20 protein-coding genes are annotated in these 18329 nt (G+C 42.6%); 5 read left to right on the top strand and 15 right to left on the bottom strand.

The window, feature by feature from the left end; genetic code table 11:
• Positions 1 to 254: 254 nt before the first annotated feature.
• Positions 255 to 740 (top strand): hypothetical protein, encoded by a 486-nt coding sequence (locus ACE38W_RS03290; RefSeq protein WP_375828806.1) that lies wholly within the window; start codon positions 255 to 257, stop codon positions 738 to 740.
• Positions 741 to 1093: 353 nt separating this feature from the next.
• Here ACE38W_RS03290 and ACE38W_RS03285 read toward each other — a convergent pair whose 3' ends face one another.
• Entirely contained in the window at positions 1094 to 1711 is a 618-nt protein-coding gene (locus tag ACE38W_RS03285) for an HAD family hydrolase (RefSeq protein WP_375828805.1), read from the bottom strand.
• A gap of 54 nt (positions 1712 to 1765) precedes the next feature.
• A complete protein-coding gene (locus ACE38W_RS03280) occupies positions 1766 to 2296 on the bottom strand; it encodes a DUF4251 domain-containing protein (protein ID WP_375828804.1) in 531 nt (176 codons plus the stop codon).
• Between the two features lie 167 nt (positions 2297 to 2463).
• On the opposite strand from ACE38W_RS03280, the gene ACE38W_RS03275 reads away from it, so the two are divergent.
• Entirely contained in the window at positions 2464 to 3306 is an 843-nt protein-coding gene (locus ACE38W_RS03275; protein WP_375828803.1) for an ankyrin repeat domain-containing protein, read from the top strand.
• Between the two features lie 71 nt (positions 3307 to 3377).
• Positions 3378 to 3683, top strand: coding sequence for a hypothetical protein (locus ACE38W_RS03270; RefSeq protein ID WP_375828802.1), 306 nt, complete (start codon positions 3378 to 3380; stop codon positions 3681 to 3683).
• A 156-nt stretch (positions 3684 to 3839) separates the two neighbouring features.
• Here the strand turns inward: ACE38W_RS03270 and dinB are convergent, their stop codons facing one another.
• The 11 genes from dinB to ACE38W_RS03215 form a co-directional block, all read right to left on the bottom strand.
• A complete protein-coding gene (gene dinB, locus ACE38W_RS03265; RefSeq protein ID WP_375828801.1) occupies positions 3840 to 4961 on the bottom strand; it encodes a DNA polymerase IV in 1122 nt (373 codons plus the stop codon).
• 120 nt (positions 4962 to 5081) lie between these two features.
• Complete coding sequence (locus ACE38W_RS03260) at positions 5082 to 8237, bottom strand: glycoside hydrolase family 2 TIM barrel-domain containing protein (protein WP_375828800.1); 3156 nt, start codon at positions 8235 to 8237, stop codon at positions 5082 to 5084.
• Between the two features lie 207 nt (positions 8238 to 8444).
• Positions 8445 to 9473 carry a hypothetical protein gene (locus tag ACE38W_RS03255; protein ID WP_375828799.1) on the bottom strand — a complete coding sequence of 343 codons (1029 nt, stop codon included), beginning with the start codon at positions 9471 to 9473 and terminating at the stop codon, positions 8445 to 8447.
• On the bottom strand, positions 9474 to 10370 hold the full coding sequence (locus tag ACE38W_RS03250) for a hypothetical protein (protein WP_375828798.1): 897 nt from the start codon (positions 10368 to 10370) through the stop codon (positions 9474 to 9476).
• 3 nt (positions 10371 to 10373) lie between these two features.
• Positions 10374 to 11153 (bottom strand): HEAT repeat domain-containing protein, encoded by a 780-nt coding sequence (locus tag ACE38W_RS03245; RefSeq protein WP_375828797.1) that lies wholly within the window; start codon positions 11151 to 11153, stop codon positions 10374 to 10376.
• 701 nt (positions 11154 to 11854) lie between these two features.
• Positions 11855 to 12253, bottom strand: a complete 399-nt coding sequence (locus ACE38W_RS03240; protein WP_375828796.1) for a hypothetical protein — start codon at positions 12251 to 12253, stop codon at positions 11855 to 11857.
• Between the two features lie 60 nt (positions 12254 to 12313).
• The gene (locus tag ACE38W_RS03235; RefSeq protein ID WP_375828795.1) at positions 12314 to 12661 is read right to left on the bottom strand and encodes a hypothetical protein; all 348 of its coding nucleotides are present in this window, start codon (positions 12659 to 12661) and stop codon (positions 12314 to 12316) included.
• A 225-nt stretch (positions 12662 to 12886) separates the two neighbouring features.
• Positions 12887 to 13450 (bottom strand): HPP family protein, encoded by a 564-nt coding sequence (locus ACE38W_RS03230; protein WP_375828794.1) that lies wholly within the window; start codon positions 13448 to 13450, stop codon positions 12887 to 12889.
• Positions 13451 to 13532: 82 nt separating this feature from the next.
• Positions 13533 to 13730: an exodeoxyribonuclease VII small subunit gene (gene xseB, locus ACE38W_RS03225; protein WP_375828793.1), complete on the bottom strand. Its 198-nt coding sequence runs from the start codon at positions 13728 to 13730 to the stop codon at positions 13533 to 13535.
• The gene (gene xseA, locus ACE38W_RS03220; protein WP_375828792.1) at positions 13723 to 15147 is read right to left on the bottom strand and encodes an exodeoxyribonuclease VII large subunit; all 1425 of its coding nucleotides are present in this window, start codon (positions 15145 to 15147) and stop codon (positions 13723 to 13725) included. Before xseA ends, xseB begins: the two co-directional genes overlap by 8 nt.
• Positions 15148 to 15195: 48 nt before the next feature.
• Positions 15196 to 15801, bottom strand: a complete 606-nt coding sequence (locus tag ACE38W_RS03215) for a pseudouridine synthase (RefSeq protein ID WP_375828791.1) — start codon at positions 15799 to 15801, stop codon at positions 15196 to 15198.
• 83 nt (positions 15802 to 15884) lie between these two features.
• On the opposite strand from ACE38W_RS03215, the gene ACE38W_RS03210 reads away from it, so the two are divergent.
• Both ACE38W_RS03210 and ACE38W_RS03205 read left to right on the top strand, forming a co-directional pair.
• Entirely contained in the window at positions 15885 to 16079 is a 195-nt protein-coding gene (locus ACE38W_RS03210; RefSeq protein ID WP_375828790.1) for a YwbE family protein, read from the top strand.
• 60 nt (positions 16080 to 16139) lie between these two features.
• Positions 16140 to 16886, top strand: a complete 747-nt coding sequence (locus ACE38W_RS03205) for an XRE family transcriptional regulator (protein WP_375828789.1) — start codon at positions 16140 to 16142, stop codon at positions 16884 to 16886.
• Positions 16887 to 16998: 112 nt separating this feature from the next.
• Here the strand turns inward: ACE38W_RS03205 and ACE38W_RS03200 are convergent, their stop codons facing one another.
• Together ACE38W_RS03200 and ACE38W_RS03195 are read right to left on the bottom strand one after the other, a co-directional pair.
• The gene (locus ACE38W_RS03200) at positions 16999 to 17478 is read right to left on the bottom strand and encodes a DinB family protein (RefSeq protein ID WP_375828788.1); all 480 of its coding nucleotides are present in this window, start codon (positions 17476 to 17478) and stop codon (positions 16999 to 17001) included.
• Positions 17479 to 17482: 4 nt separating this feature from the next.
• The gene (locus ACE38W_RS03195) at positions 17483 to 18265 is read right to left on the bottom strand and encodes an alpha/beta hydrolase (RefSeq protein WP_375828787.1); all 783 of its coding nucleotides are present in this window, start codon (positions 18263 to 18265) and stop codon (positions 17483 to 17485) included.
• Positions 18266 to 18329 lie beyond the last annotated feature (64 nt).

Genomic DNA, 18329 nt, shown 5'->3' with positions numbered 1-18329 from the left:
TGATTTGACAAGGCAAAATTAAACAAACGTTTGATTTAAACAAATTTTCAATTAATCGTTTGTTTAAATTTTTTTATTTATAATGTATAAATAACTATATTTGAGTAGATAAATCCCATAAGATTTTTTTCTCTTCACAGTTTCTTAACTTCAAAGCGAAAATTCTCGTAAAATCTTCCCGATTCTGAAGACGATACTCCGACGGAAATATTTTAACTTAATAGAAATAATCAGCTATTTTAAAAGCTACATATATGGAAAAGACCCGACAATACGGGAAAATCACCACCCCTGTCATCGCTGGCGCCGCCCTACTGGCAGGCACTCTCGACTTGGCCACCTCCCTGATCGCATATACCCTTAGATCAGGCCGGCCATTTACGGATATTTTATTATTTATATCCAGTGCCATCTTCGGCCCCGCGGCCTTCAGCGGCCATAAAGCCATGCCCTGGTTCGGCGTGCTCATTCACTATGCCATCGCCTTTGTATTCACGACCATCTTCTTTCTCATCTATCCAATGATAAGAAAAGGCATCCGGAATACCTTCCTCATCGCCGTGCTATACGGCTGCTTCGTATGGGTCATCATGAACCTTGTGGTATTACCACTAACACATGTGAAACCCGTTCCTATTACGACGCAAGGCGTTGTAATAGGCGCAGTAATTCTTATTCTGATGATAGGATTACCGTTGGCAATTATAGCTAACAGAGTGAGTAAGCCAGCTACTACTTAATTAAAAGAAGGGCGGGCGCTTCAATATAAAAAGCCCGCCCTTGCACATCTCGAACCATTGCAAGATGTTGTACCTGTTTATCAACCGTATTTAGAACTGTTTTTATAAAAGGCTGACCATAGAAATTAACCGGCTTGGTCAAGCCCCAATATCATGAGATGGCGGTAATCTGGTTATGCCTGGCGGTATTCAGAGCGGCTAACAATTAGACATGGCTAATTTTGAGTTTACCTGGACCGAGTCCTATATTGTATTTGTTAATATATTAACAGGAACATTCTTAAAATGTTCAATATTTTTTTTATTCTCATAATTGCAACACGAACAGGTATGCAAGGGCCAGCCCTTTTTAACTATATGGTAAGGCCATAGGACGCTAATTCAGCCACTGTTTCTTCATAGGTTTTGTGGCAAATGCTATTCAATCCCAAGCCACGGGCTACATCTACAAACATATCTCTATCTTCAATATACACCACCTCCTCAGGCTTTACCTGTGCAATATCCAGCGCTATCCTATAGATATCTGCATCTGGTTTCCGAAAATGCACAAAGCAGGAAGAAATGAAAAAATCCGCAATACCCGCAATACCAAACTGATGTATGCGATGCGTATTCAACTCTCTTCCTTCATTATTCACAATTGCTACCTTCAGTGAATGCTTTACTTTCACCAAACGGATCAACTCCAGCATACCTGGCAGCGCCGCCGATTGCTCAAACATAAACTGACGGAAGGTTTCCTTTGTAAAACTCCTGGGCATATAAAATATCACGCGGTTCAAATACTCATCCAGCGTAAGTTTCCCTTCTTCATAGGTATCAAAGGTCAGGTGATGCCGTTCCTCTGTTTCCACGGCATCCAGGTCAAATTTTTCAACAGCCAGCTTGCGGGCTTTTCTGTCCCAACCATTGGTCAGCAATACACCGCCAATATCCAGAAATAACGTAGTGATTTTATGCTTGCTCATAATCAGTAAAATAAAACAGGAGTTGATATCTGTTTACCAACTCCTGTATAACAACTATTTAGACTTACTCTTTGTTTTCGGATCTTTTAATTTTTTGAAATAACCGTTAAAGCTGATAGGCTGCCGATTGTTGCTGGTCACCTGCAGCGAACCATATCCATCCGTAGACATGGTCATATTCACAGATTGAATTTCTCGTTGGTCTGTTGGCGTTATAGTGATATCCCAACCGCCTTTCTTACGTTCCACCACTTTATAACCGAATTGCTTCGACTTAAAAGCCAACGGCGATTTAGTTGGGTCCATCGGCGCCGTATAGGCGCGACCGTAGTATGGCAAATAACTCTCTACACTATCTTTCGTAACGGAAAACGTATACTCACTCGTCAGCTGTACAGCCCTGCCAGACATGGGTAATGCGGTTTGCGGAACAAAAACATACTGTTGCGCATCCAGCCATGATTTCACAGCTGCCTGCTGAGCGGCTTCTTTCTGCGCCCTGGTTTCCTTTCCCTGCGCGGAAACGGCGGATATTGGACCAATAGACAATATCCCCAACATAATAGGAATGAAGATGCTTTTCATATGCTCCTTTTTAAATAACAACATCGTTGTGATGTGCTCTCTAAATTTCGTAAAAATTCAAATCCAAAAATGTTTTCTGCCATTTCATGTTAGACTATTAACAAATTAACTAAATTGCGTATATATTTCATCCGCAATCCCGTCCTAGTTTCACCTTATAACGGTCTATGCATCGAATCACTCTTCCGGAGTTAAAACGTAAAATAAGAACAAGCGAGCAACCAGATGAAATCATTGCCTATATCAGCCATAATCTGCCATATCTTTCACCAGAAGCACAATCCATACTGCTCTGTGAATTACTGGAATACCAGGATACCTTTTTTGAAGCAGCCGAACTTTTAACCACTACCGGTAAAGCTGATATTCATTACAAAAAAGAAGGGATGATACCTATCGTATTCTGTGCGGTAGGCGCCAACAAGCCTTTAGCAGTGGAATATGCGCTTGCCAAAGGTGCCAGTTTACATGTAGACAATCCCGATTATCTCTTTGCGATTGCCTATATCTTCCGGGAATACCGCCTAAGCAGTATTTCCGATATACTGCTGATTCTCATTCAACACAATATCCATTTCAATTTTGTATTGGAAAGTCTGGAAACCCCACTCCTGCTTGCCACACGCTATAATCCCAATCCGGAAGTCGTGAAATTCCTGGCAGAAGAAAAGGTAAATAAATATGCCTATGATGAACATGGTTTCACCGCCCTTCATTATATGGCTTTTAGCAAAGCGCCTAACCTCCATCATTACCTGATCACCTCCCTGGATGATGTGTTGCAAACCACACAATTTGCGACCAGCATGGAACCTGTGCCCAACTGCGTCATTCGGGTGGAAGCAGAAACTACTTTTGAAGAATTTATCTATTTAGCACTCAATGCCTTCTTGCATAACAGGCACTTGATGTATGAAGAGATTTTTGAAAAATACTATTTCCGCTTGCATAATATCGCGGAATATATCTCTTTAATTTGGGAAAAGGTGGGTGTCGGTAAACGAGGATAATTTTTATAATACAGGTGGAAGTTGTATTTTAGAAAAATAACACCATAACCTAACCTTAAAAGCAACCAAACATGTTAAGTACCCTGACCGCACTGTGCCTGCTATCTTTTGTTGCACATGTATTCCTTTTATTTACTGCATTTAACAAAAATGGCGTCAACAAAGGGAAATACCTGTGGTCGCACATAACCCTCTGGCTGGCCGGCGTGCTGGCATGTGTTATCACCCTGATGTTCGCTGGTAAAGGCGTTTCCTCACTGGTAGATGTTTTTGATTCACCTGTTAAATCCGCTATGCTGGTGGTGCTGGCTTTTGCATTATCGCTTATTGCACATACGGTAGTACGGAAATTAGTATTGCCGCGTTATGCGAAATAGGCCTTTGGCCTTTAGTTTCACGCAAAGCAGCACAAGGAGCAAAGCAGCAAAGAATTATGTTTTGTTAGTAAATAATGATGTTGTTATAGCAGATTACTTAAATAATGAATGGTAGGTCTTTGCAGCTTTGCTCCTTGTGCTGCTTTGCGTGAAAAATTATTCCTCGTCGAAATTAAAAAGAGAAAGTTGCGGAGAAGGCCCTTCTTTTCCAATAGAAATATGCGCTTCACCGAAGTTAGAAACAGTAATACCCAGCAGGCGAATCGGATGCTCACCCGGCGAAGTAGCCCCCAGCAATTGTTTGGCGGTATCCAATATGGTTTGAAAATCATTTAATGGATAAGGGAAAGACTGATTACGCGTAATCTGCTTAAAGTCGTTATACTTGATTTTCAGCGTCACCGTACGGCCTTTCAGTTGGTGTCTTTCTAATCGGCCAACTACGGTTGTTGCAATCTTTGTCAGCTCTTCATGCATGGCCGCGATTTCTGTAAGGTCCTCCGGAAAAGTATCTTCGGCGCCTACGGATTTTGTTTCGCGGTGTGGCTGGACCGGGCGGTCATCAATACCACGCACGATCCTGTAATAGAAACCGCCTACCTTTCCGAAATATTGTGTGAGCTGTGCCTCTGTAAGTTTTTTCAGATCAGCGCCTGTGTATAGCCCCATCTTTTTCATCTTATCTGCGGTCACTCTTCCTACACCATGAAACTTCTCTACAGGTAATTGCTCCATAAACGTTTCTATGGCAGATGGACCGATAAATGTCAATCCATCGGGCTTCTGTAAATCAGATGCGATCTTAGCTACAAATTTATTGATAGACACGCCCGCAGAAGCAGTGAGCTGTAATTCATCTCTGATGGCCTGTTTTATTTGTTTGGCTATTTCAATGGCAGAACCTATCTGTGGCTTATCTACGGTTACATCTAAATAGGCTTCATCCAGCGACAAAGGCTCTATGATATCTGTGTATCGCGAAAAAATCTCCCTGATCTTCCTGGATACTTCTTTATAGGCATCAAACCTGGGCTTAACAAAAATAATATGCGGGCAAAGTTGCAAGGCACGCTTGCTGGGCATTGCCGACCTAACACCAAATTTCCTGGCCTCATAGCTGGCCGTGGCTACCACACCTCCCCTGCCTTCGGGTGAACCACCTACTGCTATTGCTTTTCCCTGGTACATAGGATTATCCCGCTGCTCCACAGACGCATAAAATGCATCCATATCAATATGAATGATTTTACGTAGATGACTATGTTTACTATTGTCCATGAATACCGCAGGCTATCCTGCAAAGATACGCACAATTAAATTCTTAGCTTTTGCTGGTAATGAAAAAAGCCGCCTCAAAATGAGACGGCCTCTTTGGTTTTCGCTTGCCAACGAATGACTTTATTTAACTGGTTTGATTACATACTCATATTTCACATCTGCAAACGGTATACGATATTGCGGCAGTGGCTGTGAGCCCCAGCTGTCCATACCTTGTACACCTGATTGATTTAAATCTATATGCATGAAAATCTTATCTCTCGCTACCAGCTCACCAGAATGAAACTGATGCTTTTCAGCAGCTGGATCCAGGTCATCTATGCTGTAAGGCAGTGCAGAGAAACTGATTGGTTGTCCGATCGCTTCAAAACGAATACCCTTGCCTTTTTTGTTGGTCATCGTTACCCAACGCACTTCTGATTTGTTACCACTTTCCTGCGGACGTGCATAAGGGAAATATTGTCCTGCAACATCTCCATTATAAATACCCACGAAAGAAGCTGTTTTTCTATCCCAGTAATTCTCCCAAGGGCCACGGCCATAATACTTAATCTGATCAAATTGCTTGGCGAGCTGTAAATCAGTGCCATAGCGAAGCAGCATGGTACGCTTACTATTTGGAGCACATTGCAGTGCGTTACTCACCTTAATGGTACCATCAACATAAATAGTAAACTGCTGTGTGGTAGCGGCATCCACGCCTGGTAGCTGTGCTACGAAAGTAACTGTGGTAGCCTCATTGGACTGTTCCACTTTATTACTCACCTGTGCTTTCTCGTAGACATTTCTCCAGTCACGCATATTATGATTGTAGCCAGCTCCAATATCGTTATCGGTAGGCGCACGCCAGAATGCTGGCTGAGGACCATTCTCCAGCACTTTATCGCCTTGAATAGTGTAGCTGCTCAGTATTCCTTTTGCTTTATCGAAAGCAACACTGAAGCCATTACCTTTCACCAGAATTGTGTTTCCATCGCTGTCCTCTACGGTTAATTTGCCAGTGGCAGGAGCTTTGAAGTCCGCCTTCACAGGCAGTTGTACGGCAAACTGTTCTGCAGCCTGCTCATATCCTGCCGGAAGGAATGGCTCTTCTTTTTTCAGGTTATATCTCACGTTAATGAAATATTCCTTAGCTGCATCCATTTGTTTTTTAGGAAAGATGGAGAAAGTAGCAGAATCTTGCGGTGCTACTTTCAAATCCGCTATGGTTCCACGTTCTACCACGTTTCCATCTTCCACTAATTCCCAGTTTAATTGGTAGTTAGACAGATCTCGGAAGAAATATCCGTTACGTACATTAATTCGTTTATCCGTTAAGGTGGTATGGATATGTTGGTATACTTTTTTCACTTCTACGGCCATTGGTGTCAGTTCGCGATGAGCCGTCACCACGCCCTTCACGCAGAAGTTATTGTCGCTGAAATCCTCGTTGACAGGGCCACTCAGTGGGAAGTCGCCACCATAGGCCAGTATACGCTTACCATTTTTCACGGTATCGATTCCCTGGTCTATCCATTCCCAGATAAATCCTCCCTGCAGAAAAGGATTATTCTCTATCGCGGACCAATACTCCTGGAAGTTGCCCAGGCTATTACCCATGATATGCGCGTATTCGCTCATAATCATTGGCCTGTCAGGATTACGTTGTGAATATTTGATCAGCGAATTAGGTGACGGATATTGTGGTACAATGATATCGGTATTATAGTCTCTTTCTGCACGTTCATACTGCACTGGGCGAATGTCATGTGCTTTCAGCCAATCGTAGGCCTCATAGAAATTACATCCGTTGCCAGCCTCATTTCCCAGTGACCAGGTGATTACTGCCGCGTGGTTTTTATCGCGTTCGTACATACGTAAGATACGCTCCAGGTGCGGCACACGCCATTGTTTATCATTGGCAAAAGAATAGGCCAGGTCGTAGTAACGGCCGTGTGACTCAATGTTGGCCTCATCGATCACATACAAGCCATATTCATCGCAAAGCTGCATCCAGTAAGGATCTGGAGGGTAATGCGAATGGCGTACCGCATTGACGTTCAGTTTTTTCATCATCTCCATATCCTTGCGCATATCTTCATGCGAGAGGGTATGTCCCTGGGTGGCATTATGTTCATGCCTGTTGACGCCTTTGAGGAACACACGTTTACCGTTGACAAGGAAATTCCTGTCTTTCAGTTCTACTGTGCGGAAGCCCACTCTTTGCGGGATTACTTCCAGTACCTTGCCATCTTTATCTTTTAAGGTGATTAAAAGTGTATACAGGTAAGGTACCTCAGCAGACCAGGTATGTACATCCGGGATTTCTTTATTGAAGGTTACTGTTGATTTATAATTGCCCAAAACCTTTTGTACACCGTTCGTTTCCTCATTGTACACCGTTTTGCCTGTGGCATCTTGCAGGTTTACTGCTACCGCGAAAGTATCGGGTTTACTATGATTGGTATGCTGATCTATGCGGTAATTATCTACTTCAATATTCAGATTCAGGGTACCGTTTTTATAGGTATTATCCAGGCCGGCCATTACTTTAAAGTCTCTGATATCCAGTTTAGGCGTAGCATAGAGATATACGTCTCTTTCAATACCGGAGATGCGCCACATATCTTGGCATTCGAGGTAAGACCCATCACTCCAGCGGTAAACCTGTAGCGCTACCAGGTTTTCGCCAGGTTGCAGGTATTTGGTGATATCAAATTCTGCTGCCAGTTTACTGTCTTCAGAGTAGCCTACTTTTTTTCCGTTTATCCAGATGAAGAAGGCAGATTTTACTGCGCCCAGGTGAATGAATACTTGTTTACCGTTCCAGTTTTCCGGGAGAGTAAACTTTTTACGGTAGGAACCTACTGGATTATTATCTTCCGGGATATCAAAAGGAGCATTTAAAGCTGCGCCTGTCTTGCGTCTTCCGGCAAATTCGTAAGGCTGGTTGACATAAATAGGCAGGCCATAACCGTTAACTTCCCAGTTGGCGGGCACTTTAAAGTTATCCCATCCACTGTCGTTATAATCAGTTTTATAAAAATCCTGGGGGCGTTTGCGGGGGTCCTGTACCCAGTTAAACTTCCAGCTACCGTTGAGTGACAGAAAATTGGCTGATTTTTCTTTTTCCCTTTGCTGTGCAAGCGACTGGTTTTCATATGCAAATGCAGAGGCCCGCATTGGCATCCTGTTTACCGACACTACTTCCGGGGTTTGCAATTCCGTGGGCAGTTGCTGGGCCTGACTTGTGAGCGCCAGGGAGGTACAGGCAACAAGAATTAGTTTTCCTTTCATTGTTCAATAATATGTTTACAGCGTTGGCCGTTGCCGGCATTAGTGCTAAGAAAGCTATATTTTTCTGAATCCGGCGAATAATTGTGATGAGCGTAAAAAATACGTTTGTTCGGAAACGTTAGTGGATAAAAACAAAAGTCCCACTGCTAGGCAGCGGGATACATTATCATATATTTGTATTTGAATTATCCTTGGTTGTTAAATCGATCAGCCTATTGAGGCGACCTGCATATTATTGATGCTATTGATGAAAGCCTGTTGGTCATCTACCCGGAAATAAATTTCTTTAATATTCTTCTTGCGTTTGAATAGTAGCTTTAAGTCTATCGGGGTAGTCAATTCCAATAACATATTATGCTGTTCCAAGGAACTTAACAATGCTAATTTTACTTTGCCAGGTTGACCTTTGGGGTATGTTTTCTTATCTGTCCTAATCTCTTTTATACTGTGCAGTGGTATTTTGACGGAGGTCAACAAACCATAACGGATGGTGAGCGTATCGTCATTAATTATTATTGGGCGCAGCTTCATTGCACGTATATGTGCCACCAGGAAGATGATGGAATAAATACTGAGGACAAACAATATTTTTTCCGGAATTGGCGCAGATAATTTATGCAACAGAATAGTGGTGCCTGTAGCTTCGATAATCAAGAGAAAAATAAAAACTATATAAACAGCAATCACTCCTCCAAATTTATGATAAGTGAAGGGGTGATTACTGGTTGATGTTTTGCCGGAATACAAATAATACATTACTGCAATTTCCGCCGAAAGCATTTCGCGGACCTTGTCGACGGTAATAATGCCTTTTAATGCCATTGGTATACGCTCAAAAAAATCCTCATGCGGTGTGGAATGACGAAGGGAAAAATAGTTCTTCCTGGTTTTCCGGATAATAAATATTAAACGGATGGAGAGGACTCCAATGATAACAGCCGACATAACATGATTCAGAATGGCATAGCGGTGGTTATCCGTTTGAAACAACAGGATATAGGAGGTTACTTTTAGTCCTATAGATAATAACAGGAGGAATGTTAACAGGGAATATTTTTTTTTAGGTACTGTATCCAGTAAATATGCTGCTGGTAGCATAAACGAGAAACTAGCGCATGCAGCCAGCAACAGGTGGTAATTCATCCACGCAAAAAAATAGATGGCAGTAAGAATAGTTGCTAAAATTACAATAGACCAGGTTGCTGTAAAACTGCGAAATACCTTCATTAACTTCATTTATGGGATTATTTTGAGTGCAGATAGATTCGCTTTTGCTGTTTCCTTCACGAGCCTGCTACCATCCCGCTGTGCATACTCCCAAATTCCAATTGGATCGTCTTTTAGCTTGGCGAGTGCCTGGTAGCCCTTCATTCTAACATGTGGCAATTTATGATTCTTCGCAATGTTTTCCAACAATATAGCCGAATTATTATCACCGAATTTTGACGCCAGTTCCAGTATCAGATACCGTGTTGAAAGAGAAGTGTTAGTATTCCCAATTATTTCTTGTCGATCAGTATCAAAATAGAACTGTTCTCTTTCTAATAAATCAGCGGACATTAACATAATATTTAACGACATTGAAAACTCCAGGGGTGGATATTGACAATGAATATCTGTAGAAGCTCTGTATAGCATGGCTTTTCCTTTAGGTAGTGAAGTTTTTTCAAGGAATTTCATTTCAACTTTTTCCCCTGGAAATCCTAGAATGCTATCATGATCATACTCCCATATTTCGGTTTCATAACCCAACCCAAAGTATCCGGCAGTTAAGAACCAGAAATTGTGATCATGTGCCTTTAGATATTGGTAAAGATATTCCTGCCACACTCTTACATCTGGGCGTATTGATAATACAGGCCAGGCGTTCAGTCTGATATAATAATTACTGCCACGATGTAGCATAAGACTCTGTACCGAATGGGCATTCCCTTTTTGGAAGTTGTCCAGATCAGAAAGTTCCGTATTGATAATATTTGTTAGGAATGAATCATTATTGGTCAACTCTTGCAAAGGCGCTACACATTCCTGTAAGCTCAGAGGCGACCTTGAATCAACCGTTTTATCTACCTTTTCAACGAATGTTTCAAATGCAATGCTATTCTGGGAAATTGGAGCAAATGACAAAGCCATATACTAATTATTAATGGTAAAAGATTTTATTGAATCAAGAGATTTCGTCGCCAGTTGCCTTATTTCATCATTTTTATCCTGGCATAAAAATTCAAGTGCTTTTATTCCTTGATCTATATCAATATTGCAGATGGTTCTTGCTGCCTGCCAACGTACATTGTGTGCAGGATAATCCAATAATTTGAAAAGTATAGGCAACGATGTTTCATTACCTATTTCACTAAGAATGGTGCAGGTAAACTCAATCCTTGTATGATCATTGGTCCCAGACAATACTCTTACGGGTTTTAGCGTAGCTGCTTCATATTCCCAAGTATACTTAGCCAGATGCATGTCTCCAAGGATTAATGCAATAACGGGATTACTGATGCCACTTTTAAACGAAAACACATGCCTACGACTACTTAGATATAGTGCATCTCCTTGTAATAAGGTTCCTCCTAACGTCAGTGGATTCAGTTCCAGTGATGTATCAAGAACTTCGTAGTCTTTGATAATTGGTTGTTCAAAAAGATCATAGGAAATTCCTTGTTCGCTAAGCGCACAAATGATCTGGTCCGACGCATAATTACCATAAAACCTGGATACTTTCAGTTCTTCTGGTTTTTTATAGACAAGGGTCAGAATATAATTATCTGTTTTTAAGAGATTAAGATAGCTGAAAGTACCTTCTGTAGGAGCATATTCAAAATTTGCTCCCATTCTCTCCAACTCATAGTGAAGCAAATCTTTGAGAAATGAAGGAGTGGCAAGCATTTGCAAAGGAGAAACCAAATCGCTCATAAGTTTCCTTTCCGAGCCTTTTAGTATAGAATGGAATTCTTTCAGCAATGGGATGCTATTTATCCGATCCACATAATTATTCATGGTGAGGAGCGTTATGAGCCGAATGCACTGCAGTCATTCGGCTCTGTTCTAAATTAAAGCAGGATCACAAAGATGATGGTGAATACTGCCGCAGAATTTTCCTGCGATACAATTGGGCATACTGGGTTGCTCAGCTCATCCAGCTGAAATTTTCTGTTTTTCATGTTGTTTGTTTTTGTTTGGATTATCCTGTTTGAGTGTGCTGCGCATCACACAGGGCATAGGAATTCACCCTCACGCTGTGGCGATCCTTGTCAAAAGCATATACAATACCGTCATTAAGATCATATCATAATACGGCGAAAAATTAGGGAACAGACCACGTTCGGGGAATGCCCGGACGTGTAACTATGAAAGTTATTTTGAATTGGGTTAAATGGCTACGTTAACAAATTTGCATTTTCAGAATTGCAGTACTTCTGAATGCATGAGCTAAATTAATAATTATTGAAACAGAAGCAACTTAAATGGCCTGAAAAATTTTTAGCTTGATAATAACTTTTAATAATCCTTAAATGGAGTAAGGAAAATATTATTGCAGATATCAACAATAATATAAAAACAAAAGTCCCTCTGCTACTACACAGAGGGACTCCTTCACACTACAACATCAATCATCAGTCTTTAGGGAACGGCGCATTAGTAACAGCGGCCAACCGTTCTTTAGATTTAGAGATGCGTCTTCCCCTGAAAAACAGGTAGAGATTGAAGAATAGCATAATACCCAGATATATCAGAAACCCACCGATCTTTGTACTTAATACTTCCAGCATATCCTGTGTTCCTTCCAGTTTATAGGCTATGGTCATTATCCACAAGGAAAATCCCAGGTTGAGGAGATAAAATCCTGTTTCAAACAAACGGTTGGTGGCCATTGCAATTTCAGCTTTGCCATGAAAAATGTCCAGCATAAAAACCCTGCTGTTTTTAAATAAGGTATGCGCCACGAACCAGGTTACGACTACTACCAAAGGCAGGTAGATCAGGTAAGCAATACTGTTGAATGATGTGTGCATATGAAGATATTTTAGGTGAGAATAAATATTTTTTTATTAATACTTTAAAGATGGTAAGGATTACGTATTATTTTCGCGCTTCTTTCCTAAGAGATAAATAGTAGCCATATTCACCCAGTGAATAATACCCAGTGTTATCATGATCCTGCCACACATCGATGCCACTGTTTCTATCAACTGCTGCCAGCTGTTCAATTGCTCCCAGAACCCAATCATGATGATAGCATATCCTAAGTTCAGCAGGTAATAGCCTATCAATAACAGCTTATTCACCGAGTCTGTCAGGCCTACGTCTCCCTTAAAAAAATAAAGGATAAAATGTCGGCCATTGTGATAAAACAGCCATCCGGCCAGTATCGTGATCAGCGCTGTAATGAAGAAATAGATGATATAAGCAAGAATGTTCATAGCCTGTATCGTTTATGAAAACAAAGCTATATCAGATTTCCGAACTTTCAAAATTTTCTGAAAATTTAGTACTTACAAACTAAAAGAAATTTATCAGGAGCATTTATAAACTCCTGATAAACAGCAAAAAATATTTTCAGAAAAATGTAGGAAACCACTGTCCCCCTAGCAGAAAGGGGACATTCGCGGGTTAACAAACCAGTATAAAGCAATAGAAAATCTACCCTACCACCAACGTTTATTGGCAGGATATTCCCGGATGCTGGTCATATTATTTACGACAACAGCCACCAGCAGTAGTATAGCCACGCCTGTAGCTACAGGACTCAGAACATACCAATAGCCGAGCTTTCGTATAGCCGGGGATCCGGCAATGGCCAGCAAAGCAGTAGCGCCCCCAGGAGGATGCACCGTTTTGGTCATCTGCATTACAATCAGTGACAAAGCCACTGCTGTAGCGCAAGCCAGCCACTCAAACTCCGGCCATGGGATCAGGTAACGCACTGTCACCCCAACAATTGCGCTGAAGATATGTCCACCGATCAGATTCCGTGGCTGCGCCAACGGACTTTGTGTGTGTCCATAAATCAATACGGCTGAAGCGCCGAAAGATCCAATCAGAAATAGGTTATCTTTTACTGGCAGGTAATAATGACTCAACATTCCCACCACCGCAATTCCAATAAATGCGCCCGCGAAAGACCACAGTATGTTGTGTCTGTCTATCAATGTCTCACGGTACATCACGTATCGGGCAATACGCATGCTACGTTTAATCTTATGTCTCATAATCGTCCGGCGCAAAAATAAAAAGTTCCGGTAAGATTTCGCTGTAATCTTACCGGAACCTTCTAACAATACGCAGTCCGAATTATTCAGACATCTGCTTGATAATATTATTTACTTCTGTTTCTGTGGCTCTTAGCTTTTGCTGGCAGAATGCAATCAACATGGCTGCCCGCTTGACTTTATCCGCCAACAAATCTACAGATACGGTTTCCGTTTCAATCTCTTCTGCAATCTCCTGCAACTCCTGGAAAGCGCTTTCATATGTCAGTTCTTCACTCATCGTTTTTATTTTTTTGTTGGATAATGGCATCCGCACTACCATCATGCAGTTGAATATTTACTTGTTCTCCTGCTTTCAACGTTGTGGCAGAAGTAACCAGTTTTCCTTCCTGGTACAACAGCGCAAACCCACGTTTCATGATGCTTTCAGGCGCCATCAGTCTAAACAATTGCTCCTGTTGCTTTAACGCGGCCTGCTGATGTTGGAGTAACACCCTGCTAAAGCTACGTAATTTCCCTAGCGTATGCGTCAGCTGCTGCTGTCTGCCAGCGGTCATTACCTGTGGTTTTGCAGTAATCGTGTTGGAAATGCTGCGCAAAGCCTGCTGCTGGGTGAACATAATCTGCTGGGTACCCTGCTGTACATTATGCTTTACATCAACCAACTGTTCCCGGCCTGTTTCCAACAAGGAACGTACATTATGAACGATATGACTTTGCAGCTGATGCAGTGTCCTGCTGGCAGCGGCAGTAATCTGCTGGGTAAGTATAAGCGTCTGCCGTTGCAGCCCTAATAGTTTATCTTCGAAAGCCCTGTTATGTGCAATGATCAGCTCCGCCGCCTTGGTAGGGGTTTTGGTGGCAGTATTAGCCATCAGGTCTACAATAGTTTCGTTTTTCTGATGCCCAATACCGGTAATTACCGGAATAGGAAACCTCGCTACGACTCTTCCCAGCTGATAACTGTCGAACAGCAGAAAGTCTGTTTGCGCCCCGCCACCACGGATGATTACAACGGCATCATAGGGTTTGTTAGACAGGAAGATATCCACCATACGTTGTTGCACAACATCTGCATTGGTTTCTCCCTGAACAACCGTAAAATAATTATCCAGCTGAAACGTATAGCCGAAACTGTTATTCACCAGGGTATGCTGAAAGTCTTGGTAGCCGGCAGAATTACCCGAACTGACCACGGCGATACGCTGTATCACCACCGGCAATGGCAGCTGCTGATTACGGGTAATAATACGCTCGCCCTCCTGCCAGATCGAGTCAGGGTTTTCATGTATGAGTCTCGTTAATACCAGCTGTTTCTGGGCCTCCAGCTGGCCAATAGTAAAATTAATATCTATATCCAGCAGCGTAATCTGTAAACCATGGACCTGATGGTACGCAACGGATACCAGCGCCAGGATATGAATATTATTCCTGAACTGCTGGCCGGTGAGTAGCTCAAAAGCCTTTATCTGCTTGGCTCCCGGGCCCCAGGCTACGGCAGGGACCCTGGCAACGATATTGCCGCCGCTCTCATCTTTTTCTACTAAATCAAAATAATGGATACCTTTTTGTGCATACCAGGAATAACTGGTAACATCGGCTTTTACCCAAAAGCTTTGTCCTGCAAATGCATTTTGCAGCGCGTGGCGGATCCTCGTGGTGAGGTCCGACAGTCGTATGGGTGATACCGGGATCATATAGTGTGGTTATGGTAAAGATAGCAAAAAAGCCTGCATGGCGGCCACTTAGCGGTAGTTCTTAATATTCAGCTTACGGAAAAACTCTTCTTCGGCCAGTTCCCTCACCTCTCCGGCTTTCATATCTCCCAGCTCCAGCCCTTCAATAGAAGTACGTATTAGCCGCTGGCATCGATGACCGATAGCCAGCATCATTTTCCTTACCTGATGATATTTCCCTTCTGTGAGCGTAATCCGTAGCCAGGTATGCGGATGATTCTCATAATCGCCCTCCCGCAATGTAAGATACTGTGGCCTCTCTACGATCGCTGCTTCACAGGGCTGCGTCAGATAATGCTCATGCACACCGGTTTTGATAGACACGCCTTCATTGAGCATTTTTACTTTTTCCGGCGGGATAACATGCTTTCCCTTGACTACATATGTACGTGTATGCGGCACCGTATCTTCAAAAAGAAGACGGGTAACTTTTTTGTTAGTGGTAAGAATCAACAATCCTTCAGAATCATTGTCCAGCCGCCCGATCGCATGAGTGCCTTCGGGAAAGTCGAAATCCAGGTCGCCCAGTAACCGTACATTATCCGGACTGATAAACTGGGAAACCATCTTATATGGTTTATGAATAATAAAATATCGGTGGCTACTCTCTTCCATGGGGCACGAATGTAGCGCATTTATATCAAAAAGCGGGTCCCGGCGAAATGCTTACCTTTGCCCTAGTGTACAAGTAAATTATCATGGACGGACAATTCAGAAAAGACGTATATCCTGGCCTGGAAGTAGGCATCATCCTGAAGAAAGACCAGCGTAGCGGTAAAAAGACATATGGTATCGTAAAAGATCTCCTCACCTCTGCCGCTTATCATTCCAGGGGCATCAAAGTGCGATTGGAAGATGGCCAGATTGGCCGCGTGGCCGAGATAATAGGATAATTTCGCTTACCTTCGCCTGCTCATTGCACTTACTAACTCATTAGCTTACTAAAACGACAGATGGATCAGTTTTTATTTCACTGGGCAGGCAATCTCAGGTTTCTAAGACAACGGAAAAGTCTGACCCGCCAACAACTCTCCGATGCTACCGGTATTAAGATCAGCCGGCTCGCAGCCCAGGAAACGGGCAAAACGAGAAATCCCAAAATGGAAGACCAGGTACGTATCTCCACCTACTACAATATCTCCATTGATCATCTTATCAGAACAGATCTTACTACATTAACAGACGAGCAGGTATATGAGCTGGAAACAGCGGGGCCACTGGATATCACTGGCAAGCATATACGTGTACTACCTATCACCGTCAACAGCAACAACGAGGAAAACATGGAATTCATTCCATTAAAAGCCCAGGCAGGTTATACCCAGGGCTTCAATGATCCTGAGTTTATTGCTGCACTGCCAAAATTCACCCTGCCAGGATTACCACGCGAAAAAACCATTCGTATGTTCCCGGTAAGTGGCGACAGTATGCTGCCTATCGCAGATGGCAGCCATATTATTGCGCAATACGTAGATGACTGGTCTTTGATCAAGAAAGATGTGCCTTGTGTAGTGGTATTGAAAGAAGATGGTATCGTATTTAAACTGGTGGATAATACGATGAAAATGGATGGCACGCTGCGACTGCATTCCTTAAATCCTTTGTTTGAGCCATTCCGCGTGAATGCCAGCGAAGTATTGGAGATATGGAAGTTTATTGGATATGTAAGTAAGGAGATGCCGGTGGCGATTGCCAGTTAATCTTCTTTTATGAAAGCATTTTTGAATTTCGGTTATGTACGGCTCTTCGGGCCACACATAACCGAAAACTCAGTATAGCTTTTTGCTAGAGGCTAATATCCTCCAAGCCCCATTACCTGTTGACTAAAACCACTTGTCCTAAGTGATAAGCCATATGGTTAAGTCGCGACAGCAGCACATTATAGCGATTCCTATTCGGTTCGTTCTCAAATTCTTCCTGCGTTACCATAGTATGTTTCTGCAGCCACTCATCTGGTGGCAATGCCCTGAAAAGCTGGCTGGCAGTGGCTGTGATATCTTTCCAGTAGTTTCTCAGGTCTTTCGCTTCCGGTATTTCATCAATGGCTTCATCAGGATTGCTGATAAAAAATTCATCCAGCTGCGCATATTTTCTTTCGGCTAATCCCAGCAACGCCAGCATCATATCATTTACCGCAATCATATGGCCCAGGACATAAATAACCCTATTTCTGTTAGGCGCCACCTGTAATTCTAATTCTTCATCAGAGAAGCTGTCGAAAGCAGCTGTAAGTCGCTTCACCTGGCTATCCCAGGCATCAAGGGTAAGGTCGAGGAAAGTAGTGTTTTCCATAGTTTTATTTTGATCGGATCCAATTCAGAATGAATGCAGCATCTTCTTCCCAGGTGGGCTGGCCCAACATGAAATGGTTGCGACCAGGAAGTTTGTTGAATTCAGTCAGATATCCATTTTGTTTATATTTTTTAAAATTTTTGTAAGCAAGAGAGACTGGAATTGTTTGGTCATTATCTCCAGAAAGCAGTAGTAACGGTGCATGCGGCTTACTGAAATCTACTTTTGCGGCGTTGCTGATGCAATCGCGCAGTAATCGTCTGGAGCCAGGAATCGCGTACTGTTCATAACTGCTTCTTTGTAATGCATCAGGCATTCCGTTAGTAAAGCGCGATGTCCATTCGGGGTAAGTCATCAGATAAGGATTTTTAGCACCAGTATAAAATCCCAATTGCCTGAAGTTTGATTTTAAGAAAGCGTAATTGAGTGAATACAAGCCCTGTGGTGGGATGCTGTTTAAAGTAATACCGGCAGCGCCAATATTACGTTGCAGTAACAGCTGTGTAATTAATCCCCCGGTAGAATGTCCCAGCAATACCGGAGGTTCCGGTTGGGTGGCGGCAATATCGGCGTAATACTGTATGAGGTCTTGCAGCCGTATGGAATCCTGCAACGGGTCGGGGAAGTTTTGCCTCAGTACAGGAGCAGGCTCTTGTTTATGAGGCCAGGGTGGAACCAATACTTTATACCCTTTACTTTCGAAAAATACCTTCCAGTTATTCCAGGCTGCCGCAGCGATGAAAGCGCCGTGAATAAGCAGGATATGACGGGTATTCAATTCTCTCATACCGTTATCCTTGATGTTTGGAGAAAGATCGATTTAACATTACGAAGATCTCTCAAACAACAGC

It is taken from the genome of Chitinophaga sp. Hz27, assembly GCF_042263525.1.
GTDB lineage: Bacteria > Bacteroidota > Bacteroidia > Chitinophagales > Chitinophagaceae > Chitinophaga.
The sequence above is the reverse complement of the archived record's forward strand: the minus strand, read 5'-3'. Positions and strand labels throughout refer to the sequence as shown.